The organism is Collinsella aerofaciens (assembly GCF_020181355.1).
Taxonomy (GTDB): Bacteria; Actinomycetota; Coriobacteriia; order Coriobacteriales; family Coriobacteriaceae; genus Collinsella.
This window is the reverse complement of record NZ_CP084004.1, coordinates 1,190,255-1,202,936: the sequence shown is the minus strand read 5'-3', so window position 1 is coordinate 1,202,936 and position 12,682 is coordinate 1,190,255. Positions and strand designations below refer to the sequence as shown.

Genomic DNA, 12,682 nt, shown 5'->3' with positions numbered 1-12,682 from the left:
TTCTGCTTGAAGTCCGTTTGATCTAAATCTGTCTGTCTGTGCCTTAGCATCTGCTTCGTTATGTCTCGCCCCGCTCTCGGTGGGAGCGACAGCTACTCTTTATGGTTGCCACTTCCCCCCTTGACCAGGAGCGCGGCCAGAATCAGCACGGCTCCGGCGACCGCCACGGCGGCCGCGGCGAACATTGCCATATCTCCTGTCGAGGGCATAAAGCCTCGAGGGGAATCCTTGGTGGGCGTATTAATGAGCGACGCCTCCAGGCTGCCCGTCGACCCGTCCGCGCTGTCGGCGCGCAGGGGCGACTCGGCCGTGATGGTGAGTTTGGGCTTGGCGGCGGCCACCTGGTCGACGTCCAGGCCCTCGGTCTTGACCGTCACGGAGCGCGTGCCCTCAGGGGCGGTGTAGCCCTTGGGCGCCTTGAGCTCGCGGACCTCCAGCTTGCCCGAGTCCACGCCCGAGACGGTCACGCGGCCGTCCTCGCCCGTGGTGACGGTGGCCTTGCCCTCCGCGTCCCACGTGCCGTCGGCCGCTAGCGTGCGACCGCGGTCGTCGGCGATGCACAGGACCGCCCCGGCAAGCGGCTTGTCGCCGTCGCTGCCGCGCTTGGTGAGCGCGAGATCCCAGGTGTAGGCGCACGCGTCGTCGCTCGGCGTGTGGGTGAAGCCGGCGTCGCCGGACTGGTCGGCAAAGGGAGAGCGCGGGTAGCGCAGGTAGACCTCGTTGGGGTTGCCCTTCGCGATACCGTGGTTGCATGCGCTGTTGAGCGGCGCGTTGTACACGGCGACCACGCGGGCGCCCGCGGTGAAGGCGTCGGCCCCGCCGAGCGCGGCGATCAGGTCGCCGGTGCGCACGGTGAAGGTCTTACCGTCCGCCGCTACCTTGGTGGCGCACTGGGCCGTGATATCGGTCCAGCCCTTCGCGGGCTCGGTGCCGACACGGTCGTCCTTACCGGCCGAGACGGCGTCGAAGCCGCCGTCCGCGCCCGCCGCCGCGTACACGCGCACGCTCGCGGCCACCTTGGAGGGGTCGAGCCCCGCGCCCATGGTGTCGACGAACCGCACCGTATAGGTGTCGTAGGCGGTGAGCCCCGCCGGGACCGTGGCCGAGAGGCGCCAGTACAGGTCGTCGCCGACCGTGGCGTCGGCGGCCTTGCCCCAGGCGGCGGTGCTGTCCTCCAGCACGTGCTTTTGGACCTTGGGCGTCGCCGCCTTGGGCTTGACGGTGACGGCGGCGCCGCCGACCAGGACCATGACCGGCGCGGTGCCGGCCTCGTTTTGGGAGATGGCGTCGTCATTGGCGACGATGAGCCAGTAGCCGCAGGGTAGCCCGGCCGTCGTGCCCGCGTTAAGGGCCACGGACACGGCGCCAGAGCTCTGGAGGGAACGAGCGAGCTGTGCGCTCAGCGCGCTCGTGAGGTGGGAATCGGTGTTGAGCCACTCAGCAGCTTCCTGCGCGGTGGTCTGGGAATTGGGCATGCCGGCGCTGTGCAGCACAAGCAGCGCGGCGTCACGCACGGCGTCGCTTGCCCAGGCGAGGTCGGTGGCGATCTTGGCGTCGCTGTCGCCGTCGACGACGTTGGCGCTAAAGATCTGGTAGGCGTCGTAGCTGCGCGCCACGGTACCGCTCACCGTGATGGAACCGGTCGAGGTCGGCGCGGCCTGCGCGGATGCGGGGAACACAACCGCGCAGATGCCGATCAGGAGGGCAAGCAGCGCAAACAAGATCGGGAAGGAGCAAACTTTCTTATTCACGACGCTCGCCTCCCTTCGCATTCGCCTTGCGACGAATGTGCATCCAGGCCGCAGCAGCGCAAAGCACCGCCGCGCCGGCAAGGTACGTCAGAGTGACGCCCGACATACCAGAAAGGGGCAAAGAGGTGGAGTAGGTGTTGGTGAAGGTTGGGGTGGACTCGGGCTTGGTAGTATCGGATCCATCGTTGTAATCCACGGGAGTCTGCCTGCCTTCGTCGATGGCATTACCGTCAGCATCCTTGATCTGGGTGTAGGTCACCTTCGTGGCAGTGATCGTGCCATCTTTCTGATCCGTCATCGTGACATCAAGCTTATAGACCGACCGATCGAACTTGTAATGCGAGAAAATTGAACTCTCATTCTTCTCGCGCACGTAGTACGTGAAGGTCTTGGAAGCGCCACGGCCCGTAGGATCACCGGCAGTGAAGGGTTTCTTCGTGATATCAGAGAGCGAGTACTTAATCCCCTCACCAGACGCATTTAAGAACGAAAGCGTCTGGGACTTGTCGCCATCGACCCGAGTCTTAACCGTCTGAGCGCTGTTGAAGTCCGGGTTATCCGCAAACTCGAGCGTAAACTCCTTCATCTCGCCACCCTTAACGACCTTAGTCGCCTTGGGAATCCAGGAGCCGGTAGATTCGTACGGAGTGTACACGTTGGTGAAGGTCTTTTTCCCATTGGAGCCAGGGACGGAATAATAGCCGTCAGAATCTGCCTGCACAGGACGCGGCTCGCTAGTTGAACCACCGGAGTGCTTGGTTACAGTCATGCCATTAATCGTGTAGTTATGAACTCTGAGATCTTTAGTCGAGTTCGGATCTTTCTGCGTCGGAACAGACATGAGCACAGTCGTGTGGTCCTCGGCCGTCACCACAATCTCGTACACGGCAGAGTCGTACGTGATGTTGTGATCATTGCCAGCATCTTCAACCAAGTAGTATGTAATCTCGTCAGCCGTACCGCTCGCTGCAAACTGCTCACCAAGGTCAAACGTGATGTTGCCGTTAGCGTCATTCTTGACACGCTCAACAAAGTTGCAGCCACCATCGTTGAATGTGCCATTTTTCCAAGAAGGCGCCGTCGCAGTAGCCGAATCCTTGCGATAAACCGCGAAGGAAAACTGATCTGGGGCGGGCGTTTCTTCTTTTCCGGTTTGCGTATTTTTCAACGCCTTGGTCGCCTTCAGCTTAAGGCTCGGGTAAACATACGTATCTGCTGGCTGACCCAAGTACAGGTCGCCGTTCGACATGATGCCGCCGCCATGGTTCCAGGAATAGTTGCCAGTGATGAAGGTTGTGGCAAGACCCTGCGCAGCCGTCGCAGCATCATCTCCGGCATTAACACCCGAAGACAAGCCGATACTATTCTTGACCTGAACACCACCATTAGCCGGAATACTAATCTTCTTTTCAAGTTCAATGCTTCCCGAAAACTTGGCGTCACCGCCACCAAGCATCTTGCCGATCACCGCTGCGATTGGATCGCTGTGTCCCGTTGCAGCAAGGAAGAAATCCGCATGGCCGTTCGTGCGAAATACATCTTTATTGTAGGCATCAATATCTTGGTTCTTGCCGTGACCGCCGCCAGAAAGATGGGGCGTACCGTTATTGCCCGCATTATTAGCTGAATCGTACGTCGTGTCATATTGCTTGCTCGCGTCAGCGGCTCTATTGCCAAAAATCGCCGTGCCGTCGGTGTTTGTCACCAAAGTCTTACCCGTCGGGCAAACCGCAACGCCACCACCATAGCCACCGGCCTCATTACTGCTTATATAGGAGTTATAGACAAATAGCCTACCCGCATTAGATGCAGTGTTTGAATCGCCCTGAACAAAGATGCCGCCGCCGCCCCAGTCGAAGCGAGACATGCAGTGATTGTTTGTGATGTAGACTATACTTTCTTTAGTGCCGTTACTTTCTTTAGGGCCGTTAATCATCGCGTCAACCTTCTGGCCCACTCGGATGCCGGCACCTTCAGATCGGTAGCTCACGTTAGAGGCAATAATTCCTCCCGTAATGTTGAGCCATGCCATATCCTTGCGAGAACCGTCTCGCCATTGATCGGTAACGTAAACGCCGCCACCGGCTTCTTTAGAATAATTGCCAGTAATCTGGCCACCGGAAATGGTGACATGGGTACCGTTCTTGGCAGCAAGCCCAGCGCCGCCATGGTCACCGTTGCCATCCGTGCCGCAGAATTTGGCATAGCAATTGTTCGTAATGTAACCGCCGGAAACAGTAACGCTGCCGCCTTCGGCCATGATGCCGCCACCAAATCCGTTCATGCCATCAAGCGTGCTATTACCGGAGATTACGCCGCCGGTCACCGTGACTGCAGACCCATTGGCATATACACCGCCGCCACTAGGAGCGCGGTTGCCGGCAATTACGCCGTTAGAAATGCTAAGAGTCGAATTTTCGACAGATATTCCTGCGCCGGCAGCACCGTCCGGACAATAACCTCCGCAAACATAACCGCCCTTCATATTGACGGTCGAGCCGCTCCCCGCGTACACCAGGTTTCGGACACTGCTGTCTTTCTTTTGCGTGAGCACGCCGCTCTCAAGACTGAAATGACCGCCGTCATGGATGTTGATGAGCTTCAGTCCTCTTGAACCGTCGCAAGCCACAATGGCGCCTTTACCTTTAATATCGCCTTTACCTTTAATATCAACACCATGCTCTACAAGCGACTCGGTTGTGCCCGTTCCTTCTGGGGACGATTCGGTCACATAGTAGGAAAGGTAAGTCGGAATGCCATCGTTGTCGTAAGACAGTTTGGCTTCCTTGCCATAATTGGCGCGAGTTAATTTCTGTCCCTGATCATTTAGCTGCTGGCCGTTACTGACCTTTTCCTCCGTCTGCACAGAATCCTTAATTGTAAGTGTCGCGCCGTTGGCAACATCGAATAATGAATTGCTATTACTCAAGTGCTTAAGCTTGTGACCGTTTAAATCCAAGATGATATTGACGACGGGGTGCTCGTTGTTTTGTACGAGCCCTACCTCATCGTTGTACTCAATATCGGCAACAAGCTTAAAAGTGGCGGCACCATTTTCATTGCGAAGGCTCTCGTCCTGAAGCTTTGAAGCCAACTCTTCCCCACTATGAATATCGTATTTAGTTTCGTCATCTGCAACGGGAGCGATGCTATCTCCATCATCCGCTTCATCACCAGAAGGCTGCGCGGCGCCCTTGGCTTCCGCGCCATCGGCAGACGGGTCCGTCGTAGCGGCGTCTTCGCCCTGGCTATGCTCGGTGTCATCACCATTCTGGTTTTCGGTACCCTTATCTGCGGTGCTGTCTGCACCGGCCTCCTCGTCCAAAGCGCCTTCGCCCGCAACGGATTCCTCGGCAGAAACCGTCTGGGCATCGTTGGCAATGGCCTGCGAGATCGGAGGCATGACGAGCGACAGCACCAGGCTCAAAACAGATGCTCCGCACAAAACGCCTGCCAGTACACGGCGCGTCGCTTTTTTACTCTGCTTAGATTTGTCTGAATTTGCTTTCATCGATGTCTCCTCCCCAAGAGACCGCGATCTTGCTCTTTCACTATCAAACGTATCTGCGCAATCTGAAATTGCGCACGTTTAGTGTACATATTGTAACGATTGTTTAGGCATCCTTGATTATCAACTTCATCCGAACACTTCCCACATTCATCCGCACATGTGCGGATGAATGTGGGAACCCGATACCCTGAGGGCCGGACCGGCCGGCCCCGGGAGATCGGAGGACGGCATGTCCGGAAAGAAGAATAGGGGCTCCGCGAGGGCGGTCCCGAGGGCCTACGGAAGGCTCACGAGGCACGAGCGGGACACGGTCCAGAGGATGCTGGAGCGCGGGGCCTCGTGCAGGGAGATCGCGAGGGAGCTGGGCAGGTCGCCCTCGACGGTGAGCGCCGAGGTGGCGTCGCACAGGTTCGTGACGGCGCCGAAGTCCAGGCGCGGCGAGCGCGTGGACGCCTCCGCCGACCTGTCGGCGGCCTGCCCGCGCCTGGCCGCGTGGCCGCGATGCTGCAACGGCTGCGGCCGGTACCGCGCGATCGGCTGCAAGCGCCGCCCCCACGTCTTCTACGAGGCCCGGGCCGCGCAGCTGTGCGCCGACTCGGTCCTCGTCTCGTCCAGGCGCGGGATAGACGCCGACGAGCCCGCCGCGGCGGCCAGGCTGGAGGCGATAAGGGACTGCCTGCGCCGGGGGCTCTCGCCCGAGCAGATGGCGGCGCGCAACGGCGGCCCGGTGGACCTGTCGCCGTCGACCATCTACCGCTGGGTCTCGGCGGGCTACGACGGCATGACCAACATGGAGCTCAGGCGCAAGGTCGGCTACAGGCCGAGGAAGAGCGCCGCCGGCCGGGCGGCCACGCGCCACTCCGCCCGCAGGTCGCATGCCGCGTTCCTCGCCCTCGGGGAGGACGCGTGCGCCGCGGCCTGGGAGATGGACACGGTCGAGGGCGCGCGGGAGGACTCCGCCTGCCTGCTCACGCTGCTGCACCGCCCCAGCAGGCTCCAGCTCGCGCTGCCGCTGGAGGAGAAGACCGCCGGGTGCGTCGCGGACGCCCTGGGCGATATCAGGGAGGTCCTCGGCGCCGACGGCATGGGCAGGGTCTTCCGCGCCGTGCTCACCGACAACGGCGCCGAGTTCTCCGACGAGGCGGCGATCGCGGCGCTGCTCGGCGAGGGGCCGGGCGAGACGAGGCTGTTCTACTGCGACCCCGGGCGAAGCGACCAGAAGGGCGCCTGCGAGCGCAACCACGTCGAGATAAGGAAGCTGCTGCCCAAGGGCGCCGGAATCAGGTTCGACCGGCTCTCCCCGGCCGACCTGGCGCTGGCCATGTCGCACGTGAACTCCGAGCCCCGCGGCGCGCTCGGCTTCACGACGCCCGCCCGCGCCTTCAGGGCGATGCTCGGGGACGACGCGGCGGCGCTGCTGGACGCCTACGGCGTGGAGGACGTGCCGCTCGGCGAGCTCGACCTGACGCCGGGACTGATAGGGCGGGCGCGCGCAGAGAGGGGCGATGCCCCGCTGTCCTAGCCTGAAGGAAAAAACGGAATAGACGGACCGGCCGTCCGGCTGAGTCTGGGAAGAGGTGCCGGGCGGAGGGCGGAGCATGGCCACCGGACCCATCGAAACACATCTCCACCGTTCCTTCAACTGGGAAAACGGCGCCCCCGGACCCCAGGAGGGGCCGCGGGGGCGTTCAGCTAACTGCGGGAATGGCCTATTTGCTCAATGTGTTCGGCTGAGATCGGAAATCAACCATTGTTTAGGCATCTGAGCAACAATACCGACATTTTTGTAGCGGATTCTCAATTCTCTTGACATTTGCTCAGATTTACCTTCGTTTATTCGCTATCTATTTTTTGTTTCTACTGGTAATTTAGTTGCACATCATTTTTTAATGGCATCAGAATTATTTGCACAAATTTTTGCTCAAGAGCAAACATCCCGCTCACGGTCGAAAATCGACCGTGAACAGTAGGTCATCAACCGGAAGGAATATCCTACCAAACTGGTGAGAATATCTTAACCCATCGGCAGTTAGAAGCGTGATGTTCAGGCAACGTTATTTGCATTTTCACGCAGATTTTAGGTATCAATTCGCCCAAATCGCCTGAGCGTTTAATTGCAATCAAGCGGCCACCGCAAAGGAGCCTGTCCCCTTTGCGGTGGTTCTCCCCCGGCGCTATAGCAGATGTTCCTCGATAAAGATTGCGATGCCGTCTTCGTCGTTGCTCGCGGTTACAAAGTCGGCGGCGGCGCGGGTGGCATCGCTGCCGTTCGCCATGGCCACACCCACGCCGGCGTCGGCCACCATGCAGGTGTCGTTATCGGCATCGCCAAACACGCAGATGTTCTGGAGCTCCATGTCGTTGAGCTCCGCCATGCGCACAAGGCCGCGCGTCTTGGACACGCGCGGATCCATGAACTCGTAGAGTCGCTGCGTGGTTTGCAGAGCAGCCGCCTTAACGGTGTCGTCGGCGAACGTCGACGCTCGCTCGATGACCTGCGGCATCACCTCGGGCGCCATGGTAAACATCACCTTGGTCTGCGGCTCGCGCAAAAACTCGGCAAAGTCGACCACCTTGTAGGGCACGCCGTCGACACGCGACAGGTGCTCGACGCATGCATTGCTCTCGGGCACATAGAGCACGCCGTCCCGAGGGCAAACGGGCGTTGCCGGCAGGTCTGCCATGTGCTCGCAGATGCGCGCGATGGTCTCGCCCGGCAGCGGGTAGCTCAGCTCGTTGATGCCGTGTGCACGGTCGATGACCTCGGCGCCGCCGCAGCCCACGAGCACGTCCACCAGGCCTTCGATACCCCAGAGCTCGTACATGGCCTCGGTCGCCTGGGCGTCGCGCCCGGTGCACAGGCCAAAGAGCACGCCGCGCTCGCGCAGGGCGTGGATCGCCGCCACGGTGCGCGGGGACACCGTGTGCTGGCTCGTGAGCAGCGTGCCGTCGATATCGCAGAACACGGCTTTGATGTGGCTGAAGGTGGTGTCCATGGGGGGCCTTTCTGGGTTGTGCGGCGGTGTGGGGTGTATTCGTAAACGGCGTACATGGTATACCAAGGCGCAGGCCGTTGGGACCCGATCGCCACAAAGGTGCCCGCCCCCCTGTGGTGGCCGAACCCGTAGGGTGGCCTGGCCCGGGGCGCAAAGCATCGCAACATTCGACGTTTTTCGGCAAAATCGCGATTTTCATCGAATGTTGTGATGGTTTTTACTGCAAAGCAAAATCCACCACAAAGGTGCCTGGCCCCTTTGTGGTGGAAGTGACGTTTGCCCAGATAAAACCTGCCGAAATAAACCTGTCCCTTTTTGGCAGGTTTTAGGCCAGATGGTCCTGAATCAGATCGCAGATGGCTCGGGCGTCGTTGATGTTGATGGCTCGGGTCGCGAAGCCGGCGTCGAAGGCCTGGCGTGCCAGGGCCTCGTTGCAGGCAAGGGCCAGCGTGTGACCGTCGACCAGGTCGAGCGAGCTCTTGCCGCGCAGACGGTCGACACCGGAGCGCGCGACCACAATGTTGTCGAAGCCCTCGGTCTTGTAGCCCTCGATGATCACCACGTCGACATCGTTGTAACGCGACAGCAGCTCGCGCGCGGGCATCTCGTCCTCCTCGCGCGTGTCGGCGTACTCCGCCCAGCGCGTGGCGCAGATGAGGCCCACGTGCTTGGATCCGGCCTGGTGATGGCGCCACGTATCCTTAGCGGGCACATCGATATCAAAGCCGTGGTGCCCGTGATGCTTGAGCGAGCCCACGCGCAGGCCGCGGCGGGTGAGCTCGGCGATAACCTTCTCGACGAGTGTGGTCTTGCCCGAGTTTTGGTAGCCGATAAACGCGATCGCGGGGACGGCCGGTGTCGGAGCTGCGGGCGCGACGGCGACGGGTGCGCTTGCGGGCGCGGCACCGTCAGCGGCCACGGCCTCAACAGCAGCGGCCTGACGCTCTGCGCGGTCCCACACGCCCGAGCGGCCGCCCTCCTTGTGCAGCAGGCGCACGTCGACAATCTCCATGCCGCGATCGACCGCCTTGCACATGTCATAGATGGTCAGACACGCGGCACTCGCGCCGGTCAACGCCTCCATCTCAATACCCGTCTTGCCAGTCACGCCGGCCGTAACCAGTACGTGAAAGCCAACCTGCCCGTCCGCGCGCGCCGGCGCCCAGCCCTCGGGCACGTCCTCGGCCGGCGTCCCCGCCGGAGCGATGGGCGCAATGTCGCACTTGCTCTTGGTAATGAGCAGCGGATGGCACATGGGGATGATGTCGCTCGTGCGCTTGATGGCCATGATGCCCGCCACGCGCGCGCAGGCGAGCACATCGCCCTTTTTGGCGCGGTCCTGCAGCACCATGGCCTGTGTCTCGGGATGCATGAGGATAGTGCCCTCGGCGATGGCGATGCGATGGGTCTCGGCCTTGTCGGACACGTCGACCATGCGCACCTCGCCCTTGGCGTCCACATGCGTCAGCTCGTCGCGACGGGCGTCGCGGGCGGGCTCGGTGGCAGCACTGGCAGTCGGCTGTGCGGACGCGTCGGCGTTACCAGCATTCGCCGCAGCCGTGCCTTTGTGGGCAGACATCGCGGCCCTGCGAGCGGCCTTGGTGGCATCGGCGTACCTGCTCTTGGCCATATGATCATCCTCCGATTTGGGACATAAATCGTTGCGTGCCCTCAATTATCGCGTGTTCCTGCGGTTTGTGGGCCACGGCATCGCGCCAAATCGAAAGTACCTGCATATCATCACCACGGCGCAGGGCGTCGCGCACCGAATACTCGGCATCACTGAACAGGCACGGACGCACGTTGCCATCGGCCGTCAGGCGCAGACGGTTGCAATTCGCACAAAAATGGTTGGACATGGCGCTAATGAAACCGACCGTTCCCGTCGCGCCAGGAAAGTGCCAATAGCGCGCAGGGCCCGCGCCGGCAGGAGCGTCGTTGATGCCGAGCGGCTCGAGCTCGCCCAGCCCCGCCGCGGCTGCCCCGGCATTGATGCGCGCCCGCAGCTCGTCACTCGGCACGGTGTCGCTCGCGTCCCACAGCTCGGGATTGAGCGCGGGCGCGTGAGGGTCCACAGCGCAATGCGAGCTCGTGTGCTCGTCGCCGATGGGCATGTATTCGATAAAGCGCAGGTGGATGGGGCGGTCAAGCGTGAGCCGCGCGAGGGCCGCCACATCCTGGTTGAGCCGGCGCACAACAACGCAGTTGACCTTAACGGGCTCAAAGCCCCAAGCCAGTGCCGCGTCGATGCCGGCCATTGTCTGCTCGAGTCGGCCCAGACGCGTGATCTTTCCAAAGAGCGTAGGGTCGAGTGTGTCGAGCGAAATGTTGACGCGGTTAAGCCCGGCATCTTTGAGCTGCGGCGCCAGCTCGGGCAGCAGGGCGCCGTTGGTGGTGAGCGAGATGTCCTCGATCTGCGGAATCGCGCGGATGTCACGAATGAGCGGGATGATACGGCGGCTGACCAGCGGCTCGCCGCCCGTCAGGCGCACGCGGCGAATGCCCTCCCCCGCTACCAAGCGCACAAAGCGGGCGATTTCCTCGACGCTGAGCAGCTCGTCATGCGCGCGGGGCGCCACGCCATCGGCCGGCATGCAGTAAATGCAGCGGAAATTGCACTTGTCGGTAACGGCAATGCGCAGGTAGTTAATGTCGCGGCCAAAGCCGTCATGTTGCACGTGCCCGTCCACGCGGCCCTCCCCTCACGCGGCGTTTTATTCTTCGGAAAACATAATACCCCACGGGAGAATCATGCCGACACCCGTACGACAGGACAGGTCGCTTCGAGCAAGACCGGCTTCCCAAGCCCATCCTCAGCACAGACCATCACAACATTCGTTGCTTTTCCCGTTTTTGGCAAAAAACGTCGAATGTTGTGATGGTTTGCCTGCCCACGGTAGGTAGCGCGCAGAGATGTGGTGTAAGAGGCGGGGCATGCCCCGCCTCCGCCCTTTCTTGAAAGGGAGGGGACACCGCCTAGAATTCGTCGTTGGAGTAATGAAGGTGACGAATGGAAGGAAAGGCGATGCCCCAAGAAGAGAGTGTACTGCGCCTCGGCCGCGACGAGGCCCTCGAGGCGGCGAGGCTTTGGCAGGAGTGCGGCGACGCGCGCGAGTTCGCGTGCAGGGTGCTGGGCAGCGTGATGAACGCGCTGATGGACTCCGAGGCCCAGCAGATGTGCGGCGCGAGCCGCAACGAGCGCAGCGACGGCAGGGAGAACAGCCGCAACGGCTACCGCCCCAGGTCGCTCAAGACCGCCGTGGGCGACGTGGAGCTCGAGATACCCAAGCTCAGGCACGGCACCTACTACCCCGAGGGCATGCTCGCGCGATGGTCGCGCGTCGACACCTCGGTGGCCGCCATCGTGCAGGAGATGTACGTATGCGGCGTGTCCACCCGCAAGGTCGAGCGCGTGGCGTCCAAGCTGGGCATATCCTCGCTGTCGAGCTCGGAGGTCTCGAGCCTCTGCTCCGACCTCGACGCCGAGGTGGCGGAGTTCCGCCGCCGCGACCTGTCGGGCACGCCGTGCTGCTACCTGTGGCTCGACGCCACCTACATGAGCTGCAGGGTCGGCTCGTCGGTCGTCTCGCAGGGCGTCGTGACCGCGATCGGGCTGGGCGCCGACGGGCGCAAGCACTTCCTGGGCTGCGACGTGGTCGACACCGAGAGCGAGGACTCCTGGGCGGCATTCCTCGGCGGGCTGCGCGAGCGCGGGCTGGCCGGCGTTCGCCTCGTGGTCTCCGACAGCCACGCCGGGCTCGTGGCCGCCGTCTCGCGCCTGTTCCAGGGCTGCGCCTGGCAGCGCTGCGTGACGCACCTGCAGCGCAACCTCCAGAGCGCCTGCTCGGGCAGGCCCGAGGACTCCAAGGCGGCCGTCAGGGACCTCGTGCACGCCGCGGTCTACCAGGACGACCCCGACCTCGCGCGCTGCGTGTGGGCCGAGGCGGCGCCCTGGGTGGCGTCGGTGTCCGCCAGGGCCGGCGAGGTCTTCGAGCAGGCCGAGGACTCCGCGCTGGCGTTCACGGCCTTCCCCAGGGCGCACTGGGCCAAGCTCCGCACCAACAACGTCCAGGAGCGCGCCAACCGCGAGATCAAGCGCCGCTACAGGGTCGTGCAGTCCTTCCCCTCGAGGGAGTCGATGCTGCGCCTGACGTGCGCGAGCCTCATGGAGACCGAGGGACAGTGGTCCCAGCAGCGCGTGTTCTCCGAGGCCTCGGCCGCCGAGGGCTTCGCCGAGCCCGCGGACAGGCCGGCCCCGACAGAGGGGAGGCGCCGCGCGCTCGGGCGGCGCGCCAGGGAGATAGTGGACGAGATAGTCGAGAGGCGCGGTCTCAAGAAGGAGTAATATCGGGACTTGCAGCGACGGACCTCAGGACGCTCTTACACCACGTCTGCGCGCGCCACCCCACGGCACCCCGTAGAAA

General features: G+C 62.3%; 7 protein-coding genes. 2 read left to right on the top strand and 5 right to left on the bottom strand.

What is annotated here, in order from left to right:
- Window positions 1-92 precede the first annotated feature (92 nt).
- The gene (locus LCQ44_RS05165) at window positions 93-1,751 is read right to left on the bottom strand and encodes an isopeptide-forming domain-containing fimbrial protein (RefSeq protein WP_225093226.1); all 1,659 of its coding nucleotides are present in this window, start codon (window positions 1,749-1,751) and stop codon (window positions 93-95) included.
- On the bottom strand, window positions 1,744-5,262 hold the full coding sequence (locus LCQ44_RS05160) for a Spy0128 family protein (protein WP_225093225.1): 3,519 nt from the start codon (window positions 5,260-5,262) through the stop codon (window positions 1,744-1,746). The genes LCQ44_RS05165 and LCQ44_RS05160 overlap by 8 nt, the downstream gene beginning before the upstream one ends.
- Window positions 5,263-5,491: 229 nt before the next feature.
- Between LCQ44_RS05160 and LCQ44_RS05155 the strand changes: the two genes are divergently transcribed.
- Entirely contained in the window at window positions 5,492-6,784 is a 1,293-nt protein-coding gene (locus LCQ44_RS05155) for an IS30 family transposase (RefSeq protein WP_225093224.1), read from the top strand.
- A gap of 652 nt (window positions 6,785-7,436) precedes the next feature.
- Here the strand turns inward: LCQ44_RS05155 and LCQ44_RS05150 are convergent.
- The 3 genes from LCQ44_RS05150 to moaA form a co-directional block, all read right to left on the bottom strand.
- On the bottom strand, window positions 7,437-8,258 hold the full coding sequence (locus LCQ44_RS05150; RefSeq protein WP_225093223.1) for an HAD family hydrolase: 822 nt from the start codon (window positions 8,256-8,258) through the stop codon (window positions 7,437-7,439).
- A 325-nt stretch (window positions 8,259-8,583) separates the two neighbouring features.
- Window positions 8,584-9,888 carry a molybdopterin-guanine dinucleotide biosynthesis protein B gene (mobB, locus tag LCQ44_RS10095; protein ID WP_276530455.1) on the bottom strand — a complete coding sequence of 435 codons (1,305 nt, stop codon included), beginning with the start codon at window positions 9,886-9,888 and terminating at the stop codon, window positions 8,584-8,586.
- A gap of 4 nt (window positions 9,889-9,892) precedes the next feature.
- The gene (moaA, locus tag LCQ44_RS05135) at window positions 9,893-10,948 is read right to left on the bottom strand and encodes a GTP 3',8-cyclase MoaA (RefSeq protein WP_225093222.1); all 1,056 of its coding nucleotides are present in this window, start codon (window positions 10,946-10,948) and stop codon (window positions 9,893-9,895) included.
- Between the two features lie 320 nt (window positions 10,949-11,268).
- On the opposite strand from moaA, the gene LCQ44_RS05130 reads away from it, so the two are divergent.
- A complete protein-coding gene (locus LCQ44_RS05130; RefSeq protein WP_089573697.1) occupies window positions 11,269-12,603 on the top strand; it encodes an IS256 family transposase in 1,335 nt (444 codons plus the stop codon).
- Window positions 12,604-12,682 lie beyond the last annotated feature (79 nt).